This window comes from Flavobacterium sp. GNP010 (assembly GCF_056428945.1).
Genome location: NZ_JBWJVK010000008.1, coordinates 33,499 through 57,468, shown reverse-complemented (window position 1 = coordinate 57,468; position 23,970 = coordinate 33,499). Strand labels below are relative to the sequence as shown.

General features: G+C 34.0%; 19 protein-coding genes. 4 read left to right on the top strand and 15 right to left on the bottom strand.

Annotated features, from left to right (window positions below; translation table 11 throughout):
* Positions 1 to 79: 79 nt before the first annotated feature.
* The 9 genes from AC061C_RS04870 to AC061C_RS04830 all read right to left on the bottom strand — a co-directional run bounded on the left by AC061C_RS04870 (position 80) and on the right by AC061C_RS04830 (position 11,338).
* On the bottom strand, positions 80 to 649 hold the full coding sequence (locus AC061C_RS04870) for a hypothetical protein (protein ID WP_478290255.1): 570 nt from the start codon (positions 647 to 649) through the stop codon (positions 80 to 82).
* A 207-nt stretch (positions 650 to 856) separates the two neighbouring features.
* A complete protein-coding gene (locus AC061C_RS04865; protein WP_478290254.1) occupies positions 857 to 1,546 on the bottom strand; it encodes a DUF6624 domain-containing protein in 690 nt (229 codons plus the stop codon).
* A gap of 165 nt (positions 1,547 to 1,711) precedes the next feature.
* Entirely contained in the window at positions 1,712 to 2,398 is a 687-nt protein-coding gene (locus AC061C_RS04860; RefSeq protein WP_478290253.1) for a hypothetical protein, read from the bottom strand.
* Between the two features lie 152 nt (positions 2,399 to 2,550).
* Positions 2,551 to 4,428: an AAA family ATPase gene (locus tag AC061C_RS04855; RefSeq protein ID WP_478290252.1), complete on the bottom strand. Its 1,878-nt coding sequence runs from the start codon at positions 4,426 to 4,428 to the stop codon at positions 2,551 to 2,553.
* Between the two features lie 485 nt (positions 4,429 to 4,913).
* Positions 4,914 to 8,255, bottom strand: a complete 3,342-nt coding sequence (gene secA / locus AC061C_RS04850; protein WP_478290251.1) for a preprotein translocase subunit SecA — start codon at positions 8,253 to 8,255, stop codon at positions 4,914 to 4,916.
* Positions 8,256 to 8,339: 84 nt separating this feature from the next.
* On the bottom strand, positions 8,340 to 8,561 hold the full coding sequence (locus AC061C_RS04845) for a DUF2795 domain-containing protein (RefSeq protein ID WP_007138072.1): 222 nt from the start codon (positions 8,559 to 8,561) through the stop codon (positions 8,340 to 8,342).
* Between the two features lie 162 nt (positions 8,562 to 8,723).
* Positions 8,724 to 9,293 (bottom strand): cob(I)yrinic acid a,c-diamide adenosyltransferase, encoded by a 570-nt coding sequence (locus tag AC061C_RS04840; protein ID WP_478290250.1) that lies wholly within the window; start codon positions 9,291 to 9,293, stop codon positions 8,724 to 8,726.
* A 339-nt stretch (positions 9,294 to 9,632) separates the two neighbouring features.
* Entirely contained in the window at positions 9,633 to 10,490 is an 858-nt protein-coding gene (locus AC061C_RS04835) for an ATP-grasp domain-containing protein (RefSeq protein ID WP_478290249.1), read from the bottom strand.
* A gap of 161 nt (positions 10,491 to 10,651) precedes the next feature.
* Entirely contained in the window at positions 10,652 to 11,338 is a 687-nt protein-coding gene (locus AC061C_RS04830) for an ABC transporter ATP-binding protein (RefSeq protein ID WP_309760796.1), read from the bottom strand.
* Positions 11,339 to 11,718: 380 nt separating this feature from the next.
* Here AC061C_RS04830 and AC061C_RS04825 point away from each other — a divergent pair, with 380 nt between their 5' ends.
* Positions 11,719 to 12,393 carry a DUF6565 domain-containing protein gene (locus AC061C_RS04825; RefSeq protein ID WP_478290248.1) on the top strand — a complete coding sequence of 225 codons (675 nt, stop codon included), beginning with the start codon at positions 11,719 to 11,721 and terminating at the stop codon, positions 12,391 to 12,393.
* A gap of 55 nt (positions 12,394 to 12,448) precedes the next feature.
* Here the strand turns inward: AC061C_RS04825 and AC061C_RS04820 are convergent, their stop codons facing one another.
* Positions 12,449 to 13,240, bottom strand: coding sequence for an O-methyltransferase (locus AC061C_RS04820; protein ID WP_478290247.1), 792 nt, complete (start codon positions 13,238 to 13,240; stop codon positions 12,449 to 12,451).
* Between the two features lie 171 nt (positions 13,241 to 13,411).
* Between AC061C_RS04820 and AC061C_RS04815 the strand changes: the two genes are divergently transcribed.
* Complete coding sequence (locus tag AC061C_RS04815; RefSeq protein WP_478290246.1) at positions 13,412 to 14,959, top strand: SDR family NAD(P)-dependent oxidoreductase; 1,548 nt, start codon at positions 13,412 to 13,414, stop codon at positions 14,957 to 14,959.
* 131 nt (positions 14,960 to 15,090) lie between these two features.
* Here the strand turns inward: AC061C_RS04815 and AC061C_RS04810 are convergent, their stop codons facing one another.
* From AC061C_RS04810 to AC061C_RS04790, 5 genes are all read right to left on the bottom strand, one after another.
* A complete protein-coding gene (locus tag AC061C_RS04810; RefSeq protein WP_478290245.1) occupies positions 15,091 to 15,375 on the bottom strand; it encodes a hypothetical protein in 285 nt (94 codons plus the stop codon).
* A gap of 196 nt (positions 15,376 to 15,571) precedes the next feature.
* Positions 15,572 to 16,024 (bottom strand): Gmad2 immunoglobulin-like domain-containing protein, encoded by a 453-nt coding sequence (locus tag AC061C_RS04805; RefSeq protein WP_478290244.1) that lies wholly within the window; start codon positions 16,022 to 16,024, stop codon positions 15,572 to 15,574.
* A 79-nt stretch (positions 16,025 to 16,103) separates the two neighbouring features.
* Positions 16,104 to 17,675 carry a carboxypeptidase-like regulatory domain-containing protein gene (locus tag AC061C_RS04800; protein WP_478290243.1) on the bottom strand — a complete coding sequence of 524 codons (1,572 nt, stop codon included), beginning with the start codon at positions 17,673 to 17,675 and terminating at the stop codon, positions 16,104 to 16,106.
* 320 nt (positions 17,676 to 17,995) lie between these two features.
* Positions 17,996 to 18,802 (bottom strand): DUF2971 domain-containing protein, encoded by an 807-nt coding sequence (locus AC061C_RS04795; RefSeq protein WP_478290242.1) that lies wholly within the window; start codon positions 18,800 to 18,802, stop codon positions 17,996 to 17,998.
* 354 nt (positions 18,803 to 19,156) lie between these two features.
* Entirely contained in the window at positions 19,157 to 21,019 is a 1,863-nt protein-coding gene (locus AC061C_RS04790; protein ID WP_478290241.1) for an ABC-F family ATP-binding cassette domain-containing protein, read from the bottom strand.
* A gap of 359 nt (positions 21,020 to 21,378) precedes the next feature.
* Between AC061C_RS04790 and AC061C_RS04785 the strand changes: the two genes are divergently transcribed.
* On the top strand, positions 21,379 to 22,554 hold the full coding sequence (locus tag AC061C_RS04785; protein ID WP_478290240.1) for a glycosyltransferase family 2 protein: 1,176 nt from the start codon (positions 21,379 to 21,381) through the stop codon (positions 22,552 to 22,554).
* Positions 22,555 to 22,638: 84 nt separating this feature from the next.
* Positions 22,639 to 23,940: a dihydrolipoamide acetyltransferase family protein gene (locus AC061C_RS04780; RefSeq protein ID WP_417970242.1), complete on the top strand. Its 1,302-nt coding sequence runs from the start codon at positions 22,639 to 22,641 to the stop codon at positions 23,938 to 23,940.
* Positions 23,941 to 23,970 lie beyond the last annotated feature (30 nt).

The following is a 23,970-nucleotide window of genomic DNA, read 5'->3' as shown; positions in this document are numbered from 1 at the left end:
GGAGATGTGGCAGATTTTTTGTCCAAATGTTTTATAGGAACACATCAGCAACCATATTGCCTAACTGATGTTAGTGGTTCTAGCTTTTATTAAAACTATTCCCAAGTCTGGTGGTCAGACTCAAAATTATTGGTCTGATAAGTTTGTAGGCGACTAAACCAATAACTGCTACTATTAGTATAAATACTGTTGGAATTATTGCTCCAAAGGTGTACGTCATACCAAGAATAAACCCTAAAATAAATTCTGAGTAATATACTGGGATAATAAAGCTGAGTATAATTATTATGTAAAGAACATTGTCTAAGAACGGTTTATATTCATAAGTAAAAGAAGTTGAAAGCAAAATTCCAAACGCTAACCCTGTTATAAAAAGCCAAAAAATGGTGCTAAAAGAATTATTCGTCTTTGGTGTTTGGGAATTATTTTTATCAAGTCTTTTTTCAATCCTACTCAAAAGAAACCAAGTAAGAATAGGCAATAGTATACCACTCCACCAATTTGAGATTGAAGGAAGATCTTGTTGGTGTAGCAAATGATGACTAGTGACACCGCCATGAAAATGCTCCCAAAAAAGGAAACCGAAAATTAAAAATGTCACAACACCTACAATAAAGGATTTTATCTTTGTCAAATTTTGTTTTTGCATGTACTATGATTTGCTGTTTTTATTGATGTATCAGTCTGACCGCTTTCGTTCCGTCACTACAGGAGATTTGGTACTAAATTAAGAACTGTTTTCGGATTTCCCACCCGAGAGATAGCGAAAAGGCGAAGCAAATTATCCCAAATACAAAACCAAATTCCCATTAAGCCAACTTCCCAAATACGTTGTATTAGCTGTAAGCAAACGCTTTTATTTTAGTATTTTATTCAATTCGTCATAAGTATATTTTTTGTATTCAATCCCCAAATCTTTTGCGTTTTCTTCAACCGTGGATTCAAACCCTGCTTCCTTACGTAATTTGTTTACATTTTCGGGGTCTTTAATGGGAACTACATAACTGAAAAATTCTTCTTTGCCAGTTTCTTTATTTACTATTTTTTTTCCATAAACTTGTGTTCCGTAAATTTGTTCTTTACCTTCATTTGCAAGTTTTCTGTCAAGCATCATTGCGGACAAACGAAATGGAATTTCACCTTTTTTCGCCGCTTCTTCAATTACTGGATAATATTGAGGAATTCTAGCAGGATTATGTTGAATTACATAAAAAGCTGTAGTATTTCCTGGTTCTCCAACCAATGTTTTTCCTGGGTAACCATATTTAGCAATAATTTTCTCAATTTTAATGAAATTAATGGAGTCAGTTTTAGGGATAATTTTAAAAATATTTTTGTGAAGATATTCGGGATTTTCATTTGTTAAAGTTGCAATTTCTGTTCGCCTTTTTTCTGTGGTACTATTATCAATATATTCGCGGTAGATTTGATCTAAAAAAAGTATTTGATTCAATTCTTTTTTTAATGTTTGATTTATTCTAGTTTGCGAATTACAATTAAAGGTTACAATTGAAATAACGATAAGTAGTAAGATATTATTTTTCATTTTTTTGTATTAAAATTTTTTTTTGATTCTTTATTATCCTGTAAAATTTCGCCAACACTTTGAGATGTCTGGTAATTTCTAAACGCTCAATTTTCGGTTTAACAGAAACGTGATACGAAACGGTAGTTCCACTAAATTCTAGCTAGCTCAAAATGGAGGTCAGCTTTAGTTATCTTTAATTCTGTATATTATTACTTCATTATCTGTATTTAAAAAATTTATTCCTAAATCATTTTTCACTTGTAATTTTAATTTTTCAAATGATGATTTTTTCCATTGATAATTAATTCTTTCAGAATTATTGTTACAAGTGATTTTTTCTGGAAATTCTGAGTTCAATATTTCCGCTAGTTTACGTAAATCACAATTAGATATTTTAATGGAGTCTTTAGAAATGGTAACTGAAGAAATTTTATTTTTGGATTTACTTGTATACTTTGAATATTGTAAACTGTCTTTAATTGTAATGTTGAATGATTGATATTTCTCAATATTTAGTTTTAGATTTAATTCCTTGATGATTTTTTTTAAAACAACTTCATTAATGGGAATGTTTTTGTCTTTTTGCTTAATAAGTACATCGTAGCTTTTATTTTCAAGTTTTTCATTATCAAATTTTATATTACTGGTATCAGTTTTAATTAGTATAGCAAATATTTCTTTCAGCGTTATACTTTCTGCATTAATATTTAGAGGTGTTTCTTGAATACGATTAGTGAAATCTTGATGAAAATATTCTGCTTTTTTAATCTCAATTTTATAAGTATCGGTATTTGAATAAAATGAATTGTCTTTACAAGAATTCAAAATAATAAATAAAGCAAGAAAAGAGATTTTTTTTAGTAGATTCATTTTGTGTTTTTTTTTATAATTAAAACTAACGTGTCGCTGCTTTGAGATGGCTGGAAGTTCGTAACCGCTCAATTTTCGGCTTAACGAAAACTCGATGCGAAACGGTAATTCCACTAAAACTCCAGCTACCTCAAAACAGCTGTTACCAGCAGTTATAATTCACTCGGGAAATATTTTCTAAAAAGTTCGACTTTACTAGGGTCATTTTGCAGTAATTTAAAACATTTTTCAGTAAAGTCAGTAACTCCAAAGTGTCGAGAAGGAATTCTTTTTAAACCTTTATTATTAAAGATTGCAATAGCACGTTCATAATTATTGGTAGATACAATGTCTTCAATCTCAGTTTGTCGTTGAATATAGAAATCATCAATTTTAATTTCTTCTAAGAAAGAAGAGTAATTTTGTTTCACTTTGTCGAGAGTATTACCTTTTGAAAGGTCTGTATCTGTAAATATATTATTTATTTTTGCAGATATGTAATTAGAATTCTGGAGTTCTTTTTCTCTTTCTAATTCTTGTAATACATCTGTTTTTATAAGTTCTATTTTGGAATCGTCACTAAGAAACATAGACGCAAACGATTTTAAAAAATCTTCATCTAAAAAAAGATTTTCCACTTCGCTTACTCCAAAACTAAAAATATTTTCTTCTTTTATTTTTTGTAATCTTTCATTTGAATGGTGATCGGAATCAATTAATCCAAAAGCATTAGTATGTACATCTGGTAATTTGTTAAAAGCTTTTGTATGATTCATAACATTAAAGCATGAACCCACTGAGGTTATTGTATGATTTGGAAAAAGTAAAGAATAGATTTTTTCATCTAAAGACCCTTTAGTTCCTTCGCAAAAAAGTATATTTTTTCTACTACCTAAAAGTTCAAAAAGAAGTGCTTCTGGAATTTCATTAGAGTGAATTTCTTCCATTTCCCAAGAATCAGGATATGAGTAAGATTTAATCCAAATTTTTTTGGCAATGTTTCTACTTGATGCAAAATCTAGATCGTGAGTCAGATATATAAATAAACAATCATTTCTTCTAGTTTCAAGTTCATCCCATAATTTTTTCAATATAGTTTTATGCAGGTACATTTCGGGCTCATCTATTACGACAAATCCATTATCAGGTGCAAGTAATACCTGAGAAATTAAATATAATAGAACTTTTTCACCATCGCTCATCTGAATACTTGGATATGAAGTTTCTTCTCCCTTAATCAAAGTTTTAATATTAATTCCATCAGAACAATCTAATTCTCTATGTTCAATGAGTGAATTCCATATTTCAAATGCTAAATCTAGATTAGTTTTTTGAGGATCTTCAATTTTTTGCCCGCTTTTTACTTTTTCAAATGCATCTTTTCTGTATTTATTTCCAACAGCTATGTTTTCTGCTAATAAATGCTTTAGCACTATTTCAAATTCCGTACTCATATAACGAAATTGATCCGCATCTTTATAAGTTTTTGTTCTTGTTTGTTCTTCCTTAAGTTTACTAGCTGTGACAACAGGATTACTTACAGTTTCAAATACAGGTAATAACAATATACGTTGTGCAGAAATTACAACACCATTTTTATTTAAGTATTCTTTTAGTTTTTCAGAAATAGAAGTTTTTCCGCTACCGTTAGCACCAACAAGTACAATATTTGAGTTAAAATTGCCAATCTTTTCAAAAAATTCTACCTGAAATTTTAGACTTTTATTATGATTAGTTAAATTATTGTATTGATGATTATCAAAACTATTTATGATCTGTGTTTTCCAGTGTTCATTTTGATGATCTACAAAATTTGGATCATTATGTCCTCTAAATGGCATCACTGATATTATTCTATTAGCTTGATCAGTATACAAACGAATATAATTAGTGTCAACATTTTCATTTTCAGAAAGCTGTTGATTAACTTTATTTGCAAGATTAATGATATCATCAAATATTAAAATTTTCTCTGCCGATACAGCTAATTTTGAATAGATTTCTTTATGAAATAAACATTCTATTATGAGTTGTTTTAGGATTGCCTCCATATTTTGTATGTTAAATTGCTTTAGATTTCTGACTCTGCGGGATAATTGCTGGTAACTTGTATATACGTCTGAAAAAATCAGACCTAGCACCTCAAAATAGGATAGATAGGTCTGATGAGCGTCATCCTTTATTTATTTTCAAATATATAAATTAATCGCTGAAAATACTTATAAAATATATTAGTAGTTTATTTATTTTCCAACATAGATTCTTTGAGTACAGGATTAGTATGGGAAACCGTAAACAAAGTTATGTATCGCTAAATCCCTAGCCCCGACAGCAGCGGAAAGCCTATGCCGGTTGAAAACTACTTTTTTCTGGTGGTGGCAGAGCGACCAACGGAAGCTCCTGCCAGTGCCTAGAAAAAGGGTTTGAAACCCAATAGCTTGCAGCGTATGGCGGGAATAGCTCCCGAAAAAAAATATGTATAAAAAAACTCCACTACTTGCGCAGTGGAGTTTTATGAATCTTGAAATAAAAGGTTTTAGTTCACTAATACCCATTGTCCTGAGGCGATTAGGCTCTCGGCTTTTTTGTATTTCATTTCTTGTGTTTGTCCGTTGGCCACATTTTGAATCGTAACATTATCATTGCGATTGATTTTAGGCATGTCGCGCACAATGGTTTCGGTTACTTGTTTTTGTTGGGTTTGTCCAGCCTCACGGTTGGCCGCTTCGCTACTCACAATCTCGTCTTTGCTCAATTGATAATCGTCTTGTTGACGTACTTCTTTCGCTTCTTGAATTTGTTGGTTTTCTTGAGCCGGTAAATCCCCTTTGAACAGGAACGAAATCACTTCTTTATTTACATTGTCGATCATGGCTCTAAACAAATTGAACGCCTCGAGTTTGTAAATAAGTAATGGATCTTTTTGTTCGTGAACCGCAAGTTGAACGGATTGTTTCAACTCATCCATTTTACGCAAGTGTTTCTTCCAAGCTTCATCTACAATAGACAAGGTAATATTTTTTTCAAAATCAGCAACAAGTTGAGCTCCTTCAGTTTCGTATGCTTTTTTCAAATCAGTAACTACATTCAACGATTTGATTCCGTCCGTAAAAGGAACTACAATACGCTCAAACTGGTTGTTCTTATCTTCGTAAACACTTTTTATGATTGGGAATGCTTCTCTGGCACTTCTTTCGGTTTTCTCGGTGTAATATTCCAGCGTTGCTTTGTATATTTTACCGGTAAGTTCCATCTCCGTCAATTTGCTGAATTCACTTTCAGTAACTGGTGAAGTAATAGAGAAATAACGAATTAATTCAAATTCGAAGTTTTTGAAATTATTCGCTGCCTTGTTTTGGTCTACAATCAATTCACAAGTGTCATAAAGCATGTTTGCAATATCGAGTTTCAATCGCTCTCCAAATAAGGCATGACGACGACGTTTGTAAACGACTTCACGTTGTGCGTTCATCACATCATCATATTCCAATAAACGCTTACGAACACCAAAGTTGTTTTCTTCTACTTTTTTCTGAGCACGCTCAATAGATTTAGTCATCATAGAATGCTGAATCACTTCGCCTTCCTGTAATCCCATTCTGTCCATCACTTTTGCCACTCTTTCAGAACCAAACAAACGCATTAGGTTGTCTTCAAGAGATACATAAAACTGAGAACTTCCCGGATCTCCTTGACGTCCGGCACGACCACGTAACTGGCGGTCTACACGACGCGAATCATGACGTTCTGTTCCTACAATGGCTAATCCTCCAGCGGCTTTTACTTCGGCAGATAATTTAATATCGGTACCACGACCCGCCATGTTGGTTGCAATAGTTACCACTCCAGGTTTTCCTGCTTCTTCAACAATTTGTGCTTCTTGTTTGTGCATTTTTGCATTCAAGACATTGTGTGCAACGCCTCTCATTTTCAACATTCGGCTTAACAATTCTGAAATCTCTACCGAAGTTGTACCAATAAGAACTGGTCTTCCTGCTTTAGATAATTCCGTTACGTCTTCGATTACGGCATTGAATTTTTCACGAGTCGTTTTATAAATAAAATCCTCTTTGTCTTTTCTGGCCATTCCTCTGTTCGTCGGAATTTCTACAACGTCTAATTTATATATTTGCCATAACTCGCCCGCTTCTGTTACTGCAGTTCCAGTCATTCCTCCCAGTTTGTTGTACATTCTGAAATAATTCTGTAACGTAACGGTTGCAAATGTTTGTGTAGCAGCTTCAATTTTTACATTTTCTTTGGCTTCAATCGCTTGGTGCAATCCGTCAGAATAACGACGACCGTCCATGATACGACCCGTTTGCTCATCTACAATCATGATTTTGTTATCCATGATCACGTATTCTACATCTTTTTCGAATAAAGCGTAAGCCTTTAAAAGTTGTGTCAAGGTATGAATACGCTCGCTTTTGATTCCAAAATCTTGAAATAATTGTTCTTTTTCTTCGGCTTCGGCGTCTTTATCTAATTTTTTATTTTCGATAGCTGCAATTTCAGTTCCAATGTCTGGAAGTACAAAAAAGTCTGAATCGGTATCGCCAGAAAGGTATTTAATTCCGTTATCTGTCAATTCTACCTGATTGTTTTTTTCTTCAATAACAAAATACAATGCCTCATCAATCTTGTGCATGTCTCTCTTGTTATCCTGCATGTACTGATTTTCGGTTTTTTGAAGCAATTGTTTAATTCCTTCTTCACTCAAAAATTTAATTAATGCTTTGTTTTTTGGTAATGCTCTATAAGCTCTTAATAATTGGAATCCCCCTTCTTTGGTATTGCCTGCCGCAATTAATTTTTTTGCATCAGATAAAAAACCATTAGCCAACTGGCGTTGTATGCTAACTAAGTTTTCAATTTTTGGTTTCAATTCATTAAATTCATGACGATCTCCTTGTGGTACCGGTCCTGAAATAATTAATGGTGTTCTGGCATCATCAATCAAAACTGAATCGACCTCATCGACAATGGCATAATTGTGTTTTCTCTGCACTAAGTCTTCTGGCGAATGTGCCATGTTATCTCTTAAGTAGTCAAAACCAAATTCATTATTTGTTCCGTACGTGATATCGGCGTCGTATGCTTTTTTTCTGCCTTCTGAACTTGGTTGGTAATTGTCAATACACTCAACAGTCATCCCGTGAAATTCGAATAATGGCGCTTTCCAAGTACTATCTCTTTTTGCCAAGTAATCATTCACTGTTACTAGATGCACACCGTTTCCTGTCAATGCATTTAAGTAAAGCGGTAAGGTGGCTACCAATGTTTTTCCTTCACCGGTTTGCATTTCAGCTACTTTTCCTTCATGCAACACCATTCCGCCAATTAATTGTACGTCATAGTGAATCATGTCCCACGTAATTTCTTTCCCTGCAGCACTCCATGAATTTGCCCAAATTGCTTTTTCACCATCTAAGGTAATGTAGCTTTTGGTGGCTGAAAGTTCGCGATCAAGAGGTGATGCAGTAACTGTAATCTCAGTATTATCTTTGAAACGTCTTGCTGTTTCTTTTACAACGGCAAATGCTTCTGGGAGAATTTCTAACAACGTTTTTTCAGAAATATCGTAAGCTTCTTTTTCTAATGCGTCTATAGCAACGTAGATATCTTCTCTTTTGTCAATATCTTCAATGCTTTCTACCTCTAGTTTAAGTGCTGCAATTTTAGCGTCTTTATCAGCGCGTGCTTGTTTTATTCTATCCTTAAAAAAAGCAGTACGTCCTCTAAGCTCATCATGCGATAATGCCATTAGCGGAGTTTCAAAAGTTTTAATTTTGTTTAAAAACGGTTGTAAAACTTTGACATCTTTTTGGGATTTATCCCCAACAAAGACTTTAATAATACTATTTATAAAACTCATAATATGTTTTTATTTCTGTTTGTGTAATTCTGTAAATTTAAACAAAAAAAAAGCCTCTTTTGAGACTTTTTCTTGGTTTACTTTTTAATATTCGTCCTCGTTCCAAAGATAATCTTCGTCAGTAGGATAATCAGGCCAAATTTCTTCCATTGATTCATATATCTCGCCTTCGTCTTCTATAGACTGAAGGTTTTCTACTACTTCTAATGGAGCTCCTGCTCTAATAGCGTAGTCAATAAGTTCGTCTTTGTTAGCAGGCCACGGTGCATCGCTTAAATAAGATGCTAATTCTAATGTCCAATACATGTATAGTCTATTTAGTTTTGTGCAAAAATAAATTTTTTACTGAAAAAGACAAGTAAAAAATGATTTATTTTTAGTTAAAGTTAAGAACGTCTTTTTTAGTTTAAAGTTTCAGGTTTAAAGTTTAACGTTTTCGTATAAAAAACTTCGACTAAAAACCGCTAACTACTGTCTCGGAATCCATTTTACTTCATCCGCATTAAGATCGTGAGACAACTTCCGTGCCAACACAAAAAGGTAGTCAGAAAGTCGGTTTAAGTACTTGATTGCGATATCAGCTACGGGTTCATTATGGCTTAAGTGCACTGCTAATCGCTCTGCACGGCGACAAACGCATCGTGCTATATGACAATATGACACAGTGATATGTCCTCCAGGAAGTACAAAATGAGTCATGGGTGGCAAGGCATTTTCCATGCTGTCGATTTCATTTTCTAATAATTCTATATCAGATTCTATAATGCCCAGTTTTTTTAAACGCAGTTCGCCGTTTTTCTTGACTTCTTTTTCTGGCGGTGTTGCTAAAATGGCACCAACCGTAAAGAGACGATCCTGAATTTCGACAAGTATTTCTTTATAATGCGCATTCATTTCTTGATCGCGAATTAATCCTATGTGTGAGTTGAGTTCATCAACGGTTCCGTAGCTTTCAATTCGGGCGTGGTCTTTAGGGACTCTGGTTCCGCCAAAAAGGGCTGTGGTTCCTTTATCTCCTGTCTTTGTATATACTTTCATTTAGATTATAAATTGTTGATTAACGATTTTAGATTTCAGATTTATTGTTGTGAATAAAAATCATAAATCTAAAATATAATTACTGAATTCAAGTTGCAAATGTAACTAAGCAATAAGAATAATACAATGTCGCATTTTTTTTACCATATAAGTCATATAAGTTTAATTTTAGTTGAGCTTATATAACTTAAATATTAATAAGGTCACTTAAGGTTTAATGCTTAAATGACTTATATGTTTAATAATACTGCACACATTCAATAGTACGATATTAAACACGTTTAATTGCTCATTAACTCAAACATAAGAGTTGATCGTTGCTATTTTTAAGTATAAAAATTAAGCTATTAATTCCACAATTGCGTTAACAAAGCGTTCCAGTGCATTTTCGCTGAGATTGAAATATAAATCGGGTTCAATACATTCAATTTCCATTAAATGAAGTTCGCTATTTGTGATTATTCCGTCTACTCTGGCATATAATAAATGGTCTGGAAATGTATTGACAATTTTTTGGGCTTTTTCAATAAGTGTTGTAGTTGGTTGAACCAAAGTATACTGTCCTCCAAATAGCGATTGAACTCTAAAATCCCCATCAACGGGTTTTTTGTTAACGGCATGAGAGAATTTTTTATCGAAAAAGATAAAGGAAGTTTCTCCTATTGTTTGAATCTCGGGCATGAATTCCTGTAGCAGCAACTCTTTTTCAGCGGCAATACTTTTATACTTTTCGTTGATTGTTTGAATATCGGAGACATCAAATACTTCGGTGAGATATGATCCTGCTGAGAATGCTGGTTTTATAACGGCTCTTTTCCAGTGTGACGGAATCACTTCATTAAGATTAAGATGGTTCGTTTTGTCAATAAAAACGGTTGGTAAAATTGTAACTCCCAGCTTTTGAAGATCGCGCAAATAAAACTTATGAATATTTTGCTGGATTATTGCGATAGGATTGAGTGTTTTGATTCCCAGTTTTTCTATTTGGTCGAGCCAAATTTTGAATTCGGTTTCTTTCTCAAAATAATCCCAAGTATTTCGAAAAATCAAATAATCAAAGTCGGTCCAATTAACGGTTTTATCGTCCCAAATAGTGGCTTTAGCGTCGATGTTGTGTTTGGCTAATTCCTTAATTATGTTTTGATCTTCCGGATTTAAGTCAGGAAGTTTTTCGCAGGTTAAAATGGCGATTTTCATTTTATAGAGGTATTGTATGATGATGGTGAACGCAATTATTAATGGGATTTCCTAGCCCGGATAGTAGTGGAAATCCTTTTCTAAAAGCGTGCAGCCTTTTTTGGCTGAAAGGTTTTAGAAAAGATTGTAGCGGATAGCCGGATCAGCTCCCGAAAAAAAAATTATTTGGTTGTATCGCTTTCAATGAGTCCGTCGCGCAAACGAATGACTCTGTGGGCATAAGCGGCAATTTCTTCTTCGTGTGTTACCAAGATTACCGTATTTCCGTTGGCATGGATGTCTCCAAAAAGTTTCATGATTTCTAACGAGGTTTTGCTGTCTAAATTTCCAGTTGGCTCATCGGCAAGGATGATAGAAGGTTTGTTTACCAAAGCACGCGCAATAGCCACACGCTGGCGTTGTCCTCCAGAAAGTTGGTTGGGTTGGTGATCCATTCTATCGGCAAGGTTCACTTGTTCGAGTACTTCGGTAGCTCTTGTTTTTCGTTCCGATTTTGAAAACCCAGCATAGATCATTGGTAATGCTACATTATCTAATGCGGTAGTTCTTGGTAAAAGGTTGAAGGTTTGAAAAACAAATCCAATTTCTTTGTTCCGAATCTCGGCTAATTCGTCATCTCGCATTTGGCTGACATCTTTTCCGTTCAGAATATAACTCCCAGAAGTTGGTGTGTCTAAACATCCTAATAAATTCATTAAAGTAGATTTTCCAGAACCTGAGGGGCCCATTAACGCAACGTATTCTCCTTTATTTATTTGTAAATCAATGCCTTTAAGTACGTAAACGATTTCATTTCCAAGAACAAAATCTCGTTTGATATTGGTTATTTGGATGAGCGGGTTTGCCATTAGATGATATGATTTTTGACCTTTGACGATGCGCAGGCAGCTATTAAATTAGATTTTAAAAGTACAAAACACTTTTGAATTAATAATAAGTACCTGTTTCTTAAAATTTGTTACATTTTATACCTGACTTTTAAATTTTAATTCACAGGGGAAAGTCAAACTCTTTTTGTTTTTACTGATTTCACAAAAAAAGCCAATTTTTATACACCAAAACAGTTAATTGTAATTTATACTATTTAAGGGTTAATTTATATAATTCACACATATATTTCATTTATTTCATAATTATATGTAATATTTATAACATTTTTGGATTATAATTATGAATTGAATAATGTTTCTTACATTTACAGAAATAATAATAATCAAATCAAGTAGTTATGAAAAGTACAAAAATGGTGTTAGGAATAGCGGTAATCGCTTTAGGATTTACTTCATGTAAAGATGAAAAAGCTGTAGAGGCAGAAAAAACCGTAGATTCATATGTAATGTATGTGGACTCATTGGGTAATGTTGCTTCTGAGGATGCAAAAGAAAATTGGGAAGGAATTGAAACAACCTATCAATTAAGAAGTGAAGAAGCTCAAGCGGCGTTAGCTAATATGAAAGATAATACAGCAGCACAAGAACGTTTGGCTGCTGCTACTGCAAAGTATGAAGCTATGAAAGCTAAATATGAAGCAGAAGTGCAAGAAAATGCTAAAGTTGCTGTAGCGGCTAACCCAAAACAACAATTAAGAAACGCTTTGTTTGGTGAAGGAAAAATAGGCGAAGACATGAATTTTAGTTGGGTAAACAAAGATAATATTCTTGGGATTTATCAAAATTTTGTAAATACTGTAGATAATAACAAGGATGCGTATTCTCGTGAGGATTGGGATGAAGTTAAATTGATGTACGAAGCATTAGACAGCAGAAAAAATACGGTTGAAAAAGAAGGTCTTTCAGGAGACGATAACAGAAAAATTGCTGGTTTAAAGTTGAAGTTCGCACCAATGTATACATTGAATAGAATGGGAGCTAAAAATGGCGAAATGCAAAGAGCTAAAGAATAAGGTTTATTAATTCACTTTTGAAAAATGACAGTCAGCAATGGCTGTCATTTTTTTTTTAGATTCGAATTATAAAATGTTGTTTGGGTTGTTCCCGCCTAAAAAAGACCAATCCCCACTGAAAGGTATCTATGGTGACCGTTACTTTTAGATGGGTTTTTATAATTTCCCAAGCATTTTTCATTTCTGTCGACCAATGTATGTCGTCGATTATCCAAACCGTTTCATTTGTAATCGTAGGAAGTAATAAATCGAAATAGTCTAGTGTTGCTTTTTTGGAATGGTTTCCGTCGAAATAGATCAGTTTAAAGTTTAAAGTTTGAAGTTGTATGTCACCCAAAAAACTACTAAACTCAGTTACGATTGGATTTACATTATCAAAATTGAATAATTGTAATTGACTTTTTGCAATTGCCATTGTGTTAGGACAACCTTCTAGCGTTGTAATTTTGGCTTTTATCCCGACGCTTTGGGACCCTAAAGAAAGTGCAGCAGTAGCCAATCCCAACGAAGTTCCAATTTCTAAAACAGAGTCAGGCTGAAAATAGTGGGTAATTCTAAATAATAATTCGGCTCGTTTTCTAGATATTCCAGCGGTTTTGGCAATCTGAGCAATCACTCTTGTATTCGATTTGAAAACTTTCGAACCCGCACCAAAATCAGTGACTTCAATAGTGTTCTTATTTGCTAAAAGCGAGTTTCTATACTTCCTTAATACTGCATATTCCGGTTTTGATTTTTTATCATAGAAACATTTTGTTAGTAAACTAAACACAAACGGAGAATGTACCGCATGCTCATTTTTAGAGTGCCAAAGGAATTGTAAATACGATTTTATTTGAAAAAACATAGTTATTGTTAGAAGGTAGGTGCGAAGATATAAAAAAAGTCATAAGGAGTGAGAAGTGAAAGGTGAGAAGTGTAGTTCTGAATTGTTACCATTCACCACTCACTATTCACTTTAAAACCTATCTTTGCGCGCTTAGAATTTCCACCAATATTACATTCACTTTTTACAATAATGATTGAATTACCAGTTACTAAAACGGCCATAACTTCAGATGAAATTGAGCGATGCATCGCTATTTTAGCCCAATTAAATTCCGATACGGATCAAATTTTTGATATCCCAAAAGAACAACGAACGGCTTTAATAAAAGCTGCAGGTCAATTTTCTCGCCCAGACCGTGACGAGTTTTCCCGACGCAAAAAAGATGGGAAATTAGTTGCCAAACGCAAAAAAGAAAAGCAAGATAGAACCGCAAGGAAGGAAACCGGAATTCGGTCTGCACGTGAAGCGACTATTTTTATAGCACCAAAGCTTTTGGCTTTTAATGATTTGGCAAGCAAAGAACAACTAGAATTAGAAACTCCACGAAACTGTTACGTTTGTAAAACCGAGTTTACTAGGATGCACCACTTTTACGATTCGATGTGTGCTGATTGTGGTGATTTTAATTATGCCAAACGTTTCCAAACCGCAGATGTAAAGGGGCAAGTTGCCGTTATTACAGGTTCTAGATTAAAAATAGGCTATCACATTACGTTGATGCTTTTACGGGGAGGAGCAACCGTTGTGGCAACTACACGTTTCCCTGTCGATTCGGCTTTGCGATTTTCTAAAGAGCCAGATTTTATGGATTGGGGACACCGTTTGAAAATTCATGGATTAGATTTGCGACACATTCCGAGTGTGGAGATTTTTTGCAATTTTATCGAACAAAAATACAAGCGACTGGATATCCTAATTAATAATGCGGCGCAAACCGTGAGACGTCCTGCCGGATTCTACAGCCATTTAATGGAAAACGAAGAACGTTCCATTGCTTCTTTGCCACAACAGGCACAGGAATTATTACTGGATCATACGAATTGTCTGGATGAATTAAAAGTGTTGACCACTGGTTTTTCATCCAATGAAAATATGCCTGTCACTTGGCACGGACCAGAACCTGGAATTGGGTTGCGGGCTTCCGCCAAATTATCGCAGATTCCCTATTCGTTTGACAATGCCTTGGTAGCACAAGAAGTTTTTCCAGAAGGAGAACTCGATGCTGACCTTCAGCAAGTAGATTTACGAAAAACAAACAGCTGGCGACTAAAATTAGGACAAATAGAAACCACGGAGATGATCGAAGTGCAGCTGGTGAATTCTGTAGCACCATTTGTATTGTGTAACCGCCTTTCCGAAGTGATGAAGAAAGACAACACAGGCAAAAAACACATCATCAATGTTTCTGCAATGGAAGGTAAGTTTTACCGCGATTTCAAGGAAGACCGACATCCGCATACCAATATGGCAAAAGCCGCTTTGAACATGTTAACGCATACTGCCGCGGGAACTTTGGCAAAAGACGGAATTTTTATGAATGCAGTAGATACGGGTTGGGTAACCGACGAAGATCCTGCAGAATTAGCTAAAAGAAAACAGGAAGAACAAGATTTTCAACCGCCATTAGACATTGTTGATGGCGCTGCTCGAGTGATGGATCCGTTGTTTGACGGAATTAATACTGGAAAACATTGGTGCGGCAAGTTTTTAAAAGATTACAATCCGATAGCCTGGTAGAAAGCCCCCTAACCCCCGAAGGGGGAATTTAAAATTGTCATAGAAAAAAAACCACAACAGAATTGGATTTTGTTGTGGTTTTTTGTTGCTGTTAATTTTTGGATTATTAATGCGCAATCACGGTTTGCGGATTATGATCCGGCTAAGGGTGTCCCGAAAATACCGACTGCAAGTTCAATCCAAATTAGGAGAAGCGCTGCCAGAATACCTCCACAAAGAATGATTCGATGATTGGTTTTTTTTACCTTTCTTATGACAAGCTCACAAATAAAACCAGTGCCGAGAAGTAAAACACCAGCAACCACAAAATCGAACAGGGTCCAGTTTACTTCATTTGTGAATTGCATTGCTATTAATGGAATGAGCAATAAAATTACTACTGTGAGGACGATTCCAATAAGCCTTTTGTTTTCCATAATTGTAATTTTCAGTTTTATAGATTAATTTGGTTGTTTGTAATACGAAAGTAAGGTCTTCAATCAATTAAATTACAAATAAAATTTACAACAGAATTGGATTTTCAGAAGTTTTTTGTGATTGCTATTGTGGGCGCAAAGTCACAGGCATTTGCGCAGCGTAATCAAGAATTACTGTGTATTTCGCTAACTCAAATTAAAAAAGAACAATTGGCAATTCATGTTGACGGCTGCCATCTTTAGCACTTGATTCAAACAAAACCAGCGTCAATTTTGAATTCTCTTGTTTTTTCTGAACCGCAATTGTAAAGTCAAAGTTACCCCATTCAGGAGCTCCGGCATCAGTGGTCTGAAACCCCGCCTTTAACTCGTCCTGTCCGTCTTCAATTATCCAGTTGAAGCTTGCCTCAAAGATTTGCCCTTTTCCGCGAATTCTGAATTTATTTTCATCGATGCGTTCGACAGTTACTTCTTTAAAACGTTCATTAGAATATTGCTTTGGCAAATGAATTTCTGACTTTTCATCCTTTATTACTGTAGTGATTTCAGGAATGGTTATTAAAGTGTCATTCACAATTGTGCTGCGCTGATTTTCTTTTTTATTGCATGCGAATAATAATATTGCCGATAACAAAAATGTCCATTTCATAAATTATATTGGATAAGTTTTTTTTTAATTAACTAACTAGTTTTAAAAAGATTTGATATCGAAACATTGTGTGGAGGTATTATTCTTTAGCTTTAAATCGCTTTAATTCGGACAATGGTTCAATAGCATGGTATCCTTTCCATATTTTAGGATCGTATGATTTTATGGCTATAAGTTTGAATTCATTTTCAACAACTTTAGTAACATCAGTATCTGCTACAAGGGAATGTGATAGATTTAAAAATTCAGTTTTAGTCGTAGAGTTTCCTTCAAATTTTATGTCTAATGATAGAATATCTTTGTCTTCTTTTGTGATTTCAATAAATTTCAAAGGACGGTTTACATAAAAATAATTTCCATTTTCTTCAGAAGCATAGTGCAGGTAATAATTCTTGTTTTCAGATTTTTTGCGAAACATTAAAATTCCTTTGTTGTTATTTTGGGCTACTTTAATGCCTAAAAGCCATTTTAAATTAACATTGTTAAGTTTTTCTCCTTCATCAAGCTGGTATTCAGCTCTAAGAACGGCATAATCCGACTCATTAATGTAGAGTTTACCTGTATATTTTGCACTGCCTTTTTTTGGTGAAAACGTAAGTACAAATGCATAATCGTTATCCTCAGTAAAAGTAGTTCCTTCAAATTTGTAACGGTACAGTTCTGGATTATTTATAAAATCATGCTCAGAAGATTTACCTAAATTATTGTTCTGGATGAATTGTGTTAAATTGTATTTGGTAGTTGTTAAGAGCGTACTTTGATCTGTTTTGTTATTTTTTATTTTGTTTTTGTTGAAATCTTTTCTTAAAGAAATGGTATCTCGAGAACTGATGAGTCCACTTTTTATGCGGTAATACTTTGTAGAATCTAAGTGTTTTAGCATTGTTTTTATGCCTATTTGTTTCAACTCTTCTGATGAGGTTGCACTTCCCTCATTTTTGAGAACCGTTGCTTTTAGAACGTTCATTTTATGTAATTCAAATGACTTATTGTCTTTTTTAATAGTATGAGTAAATAAATTACACAACATGTCTGTATACTCTTTTGGAGGTGATGCGATTAAAGTGTTTGTAAAAGATTGAACATCACTATTGACTTGCTTGAGTGCTTGTTTTGAAAAACCAGTAGACTGATTTACATCAACTACAACTTCTTTAGGATATGTCGTCGTTGATTTTCTTACAAATAACATGTCTTTAATAGGATTATCGGTATTTCTATAATTTATAGAAAGATTAGCCTTTACCGTAGCCATGATAGCATAAGGATTGGGTTTTTCACCATTTACTTGTACATCATTTAATTCAAAAATAGTAGGAGTGAGTGCTATGATATACTCTAGTTTTGATAATTGACTCACTTTAATTTCAAGATTTTTATAACCAAGATACGTAATGATTAGTGTATTTTCGTCTTGAATTGCAGTTTCAGATAGGTTAAAAAAACCTTCGGCATTTGAGATCAAATGCTCTTTTTTATCAATATTGATGGTGGCGTAGGGAATAGGTTCTTTAGTAGTGGCATCAATTATTTTTACTGAAATATTTTGTGACCAAGAATATTGAAAAAAGAAAATCGTACTCAATAAGAGCAGGTATGGTATGAATTTAGATTTTTTTTTGATGGATGTGTTTGTAGATTTTACGTTCATTTGATTTGATTTACAGTTTGATGATTGAAATTGATAGCCAAATGTATATGTTATTTCAATACTCAAGTAGCGTAATTGTGCTAATTTTCTGTTAATGTATCTATACGAAAAACCCCATCTCAAGTTACGATTATGAACTTGGGGTGGGGTTTGTTGTGTTTTTTTGAGACTATAATTTTGGGCGCAAAGTCGGAGATATTTGCGCAGCGTAATCAAGAACTATTTCATCTGTGATGAGCTGTAATCCCTTTTGTTTGCAACTAATGCAATGTTGCGCTGTGAGTGTATGAGATGATTTCTATAGATTTGTGACATGGGGTTTATTTTAACTCAAGTTTTGAGTTTGATATAGAAAATGGAATATTGAATTGTTTAATAATTGCCTCTATATTTGTTTTTGCCCAATCTTGAGATTTTGGATGATGGACAACTTGAAATGGATACTTTTCAAAATTTTTGAGTTCTAGAGAAATTCCTGGATAATCATATATTGATTTATGAATTTTCTCCATGTGTTCGTTGTTGCTGTTTTCATGATATTCTATAGGAGGAAAATCGGTGGGTTCTTCTCTAAGAATCATCCGAAATTCTTTTTCATGTTCAAAACTAACGTCTTTTTGAAATACGCTGTCCTCAATTTCTTCTTGATCTGGATTGAAAATGTGATTTGTATTTTGAAAATCTTTATAATTAACGGGAGAGCAAATTATTCTTCGTCCAAAACCGTCATTATCAAACCCGTTTTCTAATAGTAGTTCCTTGAAGTTTTTATAAGGAATTTTGATTGCCACGCTGTTTGGATTACTATATAAACTCCACATAGCAGCAGATTCAAAATTATCTCGAGATAAAAGCCAGCAGTTAGCAAAATTGAATCGTTGAATTGTTTCAAGTTCTTTTGAAATAATATTCATTCTGCTTCCTAAAACATCAACCGTTATCATTTCGCGTAGGCTATCAAAAATTGTATCATTTTCGATAACGCTTTTGATTCGTCTAAAATACAAGTGCTTTGTCGTTATTCCCTCACGCTTATCTTCAAATTTGTCTAAACGAGTAAAAAACAAAGATTTTTTAGAAACAAAAGACAAGAATTTATGAAGATCTAAATATCTCCAAAGATACATATATTGACGCTATTAAATCGTCATTTAAAAATTATAATTCGAGTGGATCTTCGTCTCTATATTTCATAAACTTTCTGCTAACTTGTAAATAAAATGAAGAAATCATCTCAATCTACGATTATTAAGTATCTTGGTCTGAGAAACATCAAAATTTATATTTCTCAAAAATATAAAAAACAAACTACAAAACACCAATCGGACTTTAAATTAAATCTTAATTTTCTTAATAATTACAAATTGATTTTATACTCAAAAAAAAATCCACAACAAAATTTTAATTTTGTTGTGGATCTAATCCTATAACAGTAATAATGTTCAAAGCTGCAAACTGCGACTGCACACTGATTGCTAATTTTATCCTTCCATTTTGGCGCTTAATTCAAACCAACGTTCTTCTTTAAGTTCCATTTTTTGGATGAGGTTTTGCAATTCATTTCCTTTTTTCTCAATGTCGGCATCAGTAATTTTTCCGTCCGAAAAAAGTTGCTCAATAGCTACTTTTTGAATCTCTAAATCTTTGATTTCTCGTTCTATTTTCTGGAATTCTTTTTGCTCATTGAAAGTCAAATTTCCGGTTGGATTGTTTTGTTTCCAGTCTTTCTTTTCGGCTTTGTTTTCTTCTTTTTGAGCAACATCAGCACTGTCTTCATAAGCTCTAAAATCAGAGTAGTTTCCAGGGAAATCTTCTACTACACCATCACCTCTAAAAATGAATAAGTGATCTACAATTTTATCCATAAAGTATCGATCGTGAGAAACTACTAAAAGACATCCCGGATAATCCAAAAGGAAACTTTCTAAAACATTCAGCGTTACAATATCCAAATCATTCGTCGGCTCATCCAGAATCAAGAAGTTCGGATTCTGAATCAAAACCGTACACAAATACAAACGTTTCAATTCACCACCGCTCAATCGATCTACAAAATCATATTGTTTTTTGGCATCAAATAAGAAACGCTCTAACAATTGCGAAGCCGAAATCAATTTTCCTTTCATCAAAGGTATAAATTCCCCGTATTCCTTAATGACATCAATAACGCGTTGACCCGGTTTTGGATTGATTCCGCTTTGAGTATAGTACCCTACTTTTATGGTTTCACCTACAACCACTTTTCCGCCATCAAGCGGCAAAGTTCCGGTCAATAAATTTAAGAAAGTGGATTTTCCAGTTCCGTTTTTTCCTATAATACCAATTCTTTCGCCACGTTGAAAATCAAAACTAAAATTATCCATGATTACATGATCCTTGAATTTTTTAGAAATCTTGTGAAGCTCAATAATCTTGCTTCCCATGCGTTCCATGTTAATTTCAAGCTCTACTTTATTTTCGCGACGGCGACTTTGTGCTTTTTCTTTTATTTCATAAAAATCATCCTGACGAGATTTCGATTTGGTCGTTCTCGCTTTTGGCTGACGGCGCATCCATTCTAGTTCTTTCACAAAAAGATTCTGTGCTTTATCTACACTTGAATTTTCAGATGCTATGCGTTCTTCTTTTTTCTCTAAATAATAGGAGTAATTTCCTTTGTATTGGTATAATTTTCCGTTGTCTAGTTCAATGATTTCATTACACACACGTTCTAAGAAAAAACGGTCGTGCGTCACCATAAACAACGTAATGTTTTCTTTTGCAAAATAGCTTTCTAGCCATTCAATCATCTCTAAATCTAAGTGATTCGTAGGTTCATCCAAAATCAATAAGTCGGGACGATTAATCAAAATGATAGCAAGAGATAATCTTTTTTTCTGTCCACCCGAAAGATTTTTTACTTTCAGTTTGAAATTTTCCAACTTCAATTTGAACAAAATTTGCTTGTATTGCGTTTCAAAATCCCAAGCATTATGCTGATCCATTCCGTCAAAAGCTTTTTGATAAGCTTCTTCATCTTCCGGATTTCCTAATGCTTTTTCATACGCTTCAATCACTTTTAACGTCTCATTATCAGAGGCAAAAATACTTTCCTCAATAGTCAATTCCTCCTGCAAATTATTGTTTTGAGACAAAAATGCCATTTTTATGCCTTTTCTCAATACGACTTGGCCGGTATCCGATTCTTCGAGACCATTAATGATACTCATTATAGTCGTTTTTCCAGAACCGTTTTTGGCAATGAAGGCAATTTTTTGATCTTTATTAATTCCGAACGAAATGTCTTTAAACAACGTACGTTCACCAAAAGATTTCGAGATATTTTCTACAGAAAGGTAATTCACTTTGTAAGATATGAGTTATAAATTGAAAGCTATGCATGCGTTACGAAACATAACTTTTTTGCAAAAGTAATTCATTTACATCAAGTTTCAAGTTTTTGTAGTTTAAGTAATGTCAAAACTAAAAAAGGAGTCTGTTTTTTTGGAGCGAAAGAGTTGGTTTTGGCTATTTTTCCTGCTGTTATTCCAAATGAAATTCGCTTAACTCCGATATAAATAGTAACTGTCTTAAGTGTTTTTTTTTATTTTTAAAGAAAGAACATAAAGGATGTTCCCTTAATCGGGGCATAAGAGAAGTAGGTTTTTGTGTTTTTAAACTTTGAACCTTTGCGTCTTTACATCTTAAAATATATCTTTGAAAAATGCAACTATCCGTCATTATCCTCAATTACAACGTCCGATATTTTCTGGAACAATGTGTTTTAAGTGTTCAAAACGCATTAGAAACCATTGACGGCGAAATCATTGTAATTGATAATAATTCTCCCGATGACAGTTGTGCAATGATGGGAAAGCGTTTTCCAAACGTTAAACTCATCCGAAACCAAGATAATGTTGGTTTCCCAAAAGGGAATAATATCGGCGTAGGGCAGGCAAAAGGAGAATATATTTGCATCCTCAACCCTGATACCGTCGTTGCCGAAGATACGTTCATTAAAATTTTAAATTTCGTCACTTCCAGCTCAGTCGAGAAGAATGATTTAGGAATTGTGGGATGCAAACTCATTGATGGAACTGGAAATTTTCTCCCAGAAAGTAAGCGCGGCGTTCCAACTCCTTGGGTTGCATTTACAAAAGTTGTAGGTCTTTATAAAGTACCACTTAAATCTAGATTAGTTGGAAAATATTATGCCCAACATATAAGCGAAACTCAAACAGGAAAAGTCGATATTTTGGTAGGTGCATTTATGTTTATGAAAAGAGATTTGTACCTTGAAGTTGGCGGTTTTGATGAAGCTTGTTTCATGTATTCAGATGATATTGATTTGTCGTATCGTATTTTGAAACTAGGGAAATCCAATTATTATTTTCATGAAACGACTGTAATTCATTATAAAGGAGAAAGTACCATTAAGGATGAAACATACATGCAACATTTTCAAGAGGCGATGAATTTCTTTTATAAAAAGCATTTTAGCGTGCCATTTGTATTTTCGATTTTTATGAAAATAGGAATTGTCATTTTCTCATTAATAAAAATGATTCAAGGAAAACCAAGAATTAAAATCGCTCCAAAATCATATCTATTGTATTCCGCTAACGAAAAATTAGTTGAAAAACTCCGTTTAGTTTTGCAAAAAAAAATCCTGTTTCATGATTTGAAAACAGAAAAAATGGTAAATTCGTCATCTGTTAATGATAAACTAGGAACTGAAGTTATTTTAGACAATGAATTCGTTTCTTTTAAGAACTGTATTGCATTTCTGGAGTCTTCAATAGATAAAGGCTTTACATTTAAAATCTTTCCCAGTAAAGCTAATTTCTTAATAGGAAGTAACAATAGTAATGAGAGAGGTGACGTTATAAAAATAGAGTAAAAAATTACATTTAATGTAATTTATATTTGAAATATTTAGTAATTTCGCAAACTGAAAATCAAAATCACCTTTTAGGTTAATAATATGGCAAGATTTGAATTAAAACTTCCAAAAATGGGAGAAAGCGTTGCAGAAGCAACCATTACAAATTGGTTAAAAGAAGTTGGAGACAAAATTGAAGCCGACGAAGCAGTACTTGAAATTGCTACTGATAAAGTAGACAGTGAAGTGCCGAGTGAGGTTTCGGGAATCTTGGTAGAACAATTGTTCGGTAAAGACGACCTAGTTCAAGTGGGTCAGACTATAGCGATTATTGAAACCGAAGGTGGAGAGCTTGTATCAATTGTTAAAGAAGCCGTAGCTCCTGAGGTTATTGCTGAAGTGACAAAAACAGTGGATGCCGCAAAAGAAGCAGTTGCTGCTCCAGTTGATTTCTCTGATTCTGAAAAATTCTTATCGCCTTTGGTAAAAAATATTGCCAAAGAAGAAGGTGTTTCTGTAGCTGAATTAGCATCGATTTCTGGAACAGGAAAAGAAGGTAGAGTTACTAAAAATGATATTCTAGAGTATGTAAAAAATAGAACAAATCAACCAGTAGTTTCGGCTCCAGTTGTACCTGTTCAAAAACCAGTTGCAGCCCCAGTAGCTCAAAAAGCAGCTCCGGTATCTGTAAGTGGTGGCGATGAAATCATAGAAATGGACAGAATGCGCAAGTTAATTGCGGGTTATATGGTCGCTTCGGTACAAACATCAGCTCACGTGCAATCGTTCATCGAAGTAGATGTAACGAATATTGTAAAATGGAGAGAGAAAAATAAAAATACGTTTGAAAAGAGAGAAGGGGAGAAATTGACCTACACACCTATTTTCATGGAAGCAGTTGCCAAAGCGCTGAAAGATTTTCCTGGAATGAATATTTCTGTTGATGGTGATTACATCATCAAAAAGAAAAATATCAACCTAGGAATGGCGGCCTCGTTACCCAACGGAAATTTGATTGTTCCTGTTATTAAAAATGCAGATCAATTGAATTTAGTAGGAATGGCAAAAGCAGTTAACGACTTAGGAGGTCGCGCAAAAGCGGGTAAACTAAAACCAGACGACACGCAAGGAGGAACCTACACAGTTACCAATGTAGGTACTTTTGGAAGTGTTTTTGGTACGCCGATCATCAATCAGCCACAAGTGGGAATTTTAGCCCTTGGAGCAATCCGTAAAATGCCGGCAGTGATTGAAACTCCTGAAGGAGACTTTATTGGAATTCGCCAGAAAATGTTTTTATCTCACAGCTATGACCACAGGGTAGTTGATGGAGCATTAGGAGGTAGTTTTGTAAAAAGAGTCGCTGAATACTTAGAGGCATTTGATGTAAACAGAGATGTTTAGACCTATATAATTGCAATTTAGACCCGACCG

Bases quoted from the DNA above. Each gene is read 5' to 3' on its own strand.
- secA (WP_478290251.1), bottom strand. From the start codon at position 8,255: ATGAGTTTTATAAATAGTATTATTAAAGTCTTTGTTGGGGATAAATCC.
- AC061C_RS04815 (WP_478290246.1), top strand. From the start codon at position 13,412: ATGATTGAATTACCAGTTACTAAAACGGCCATAACTTCAGATGAAATT.
- AC061C_RS04810 (WP_478290245.1), bottom strand. From the start codon at position 15,375: ATGGAAAACAAAAGGCTTATTGGAATCGTCCTCACAGTAGTAATTTTA.
- AC061C_RS04870 (WP_478290255.1), bottom strand. From the start codon at position 649: ATGCAAAAACAAAATTTGACAAAGATAAAATCCTTTATTGTAGGTGTT.
- AC061C_RS04835 (WP_478290249.1), bottom strand. From the start codon at position 10,490: ATGAAAATCGCCATTTTAACCTGCGAAAAACTTCCTGACTTAAATCCG.
- AC061C_RS04865 (WP_478290254.1), bottom strand. From the start codon at position 1,546: ATGAAAAATAATATCTTACTACTTATCGTTATTTCAATTGTAACCTTT.
- AC061C_RS04855 (WP_478290252.1), bottom strand. From the start codon at position 4,428: ATGGAGGCAATCCTAAAACAACTCATAATAGAATGTTTATTTCATAAA.
- AC061C_RS04780 (WP_417970242.1), top strand. From the start codon at position 22,639: ATGGCAAGATTTGAATTAAAACTTCCAAAAATGGGAGAAAGCGTTGCA.
- AC061C_RS04860 (WP_478290253.1), bottom strand. From the start codon at position 2,398: ATGAATCTACTAAAAAAAATCTCTTTTCTTGCTTTATTTATTATTTTG.
- AC061C_RS04830 (WP_309760796.1), bottom strand. From the start codon at position 11,338: ATGGCAAACCCGCTCATCCAAATAACCAATATCAAACGAGATTTTGTT.
- AC061C_RS04785 (WP_478290240.1), top strand. From the start codon at position 21,379: ATGCAACTATCCGTCATTATCCTCAATTACAACGTCCGATATTTTCTG.
- AC061C_RS04840 (WP_478290250.1), bottom strand. From the start codon at position 9,293: ATGAAAGTATATACAAAGACAGGAGATAAAGGAACCACAGCCCTTTTT.
- AC061C_RS04800 (WP_478290243.1), bottom strand. From the start codon at position 17,675: ATGAACGTAAAATCTACAAACACATCCATCAAAAAAAAATCTAAATTC.
- AC061C_RS04795 (WP_478290242.1), bottom strand. From the start codon at position 18,802: ATGTATCTTTGGAGATATTTAGATCTTCATAAATTCTTGTCTTTTGTT.
- AC061C_RS04820 (WP_478290247.1), bottom strand. From the start codon at position 13,240: ATGTTTTTTCAAATAAAATCGTATTTACAATTCCTTTGGCACTCTAAA.
- AC061C_RS04845 (WP_007138072.1), bottom strand. From the start codon at position 8,561: ATGTATTGGACATTAGAATTAGCATCTTATTTAAGCGATGCACCGTGG.
- AC061C_RS04805 (WP_478290244.1), bottom strand. From the start codon at position 16,024: ATGAAATGGACATTTTTGTTATCGGCAATATTATTATTCGCATGCAAT.
- AC061C_RS04825 (WP_478290248.1), top strand. From the start codon at position 11,719: ATGAAAAGTACAAAAATGGTGTTAGGAATAGCGGTAATCGCTTTAGGA.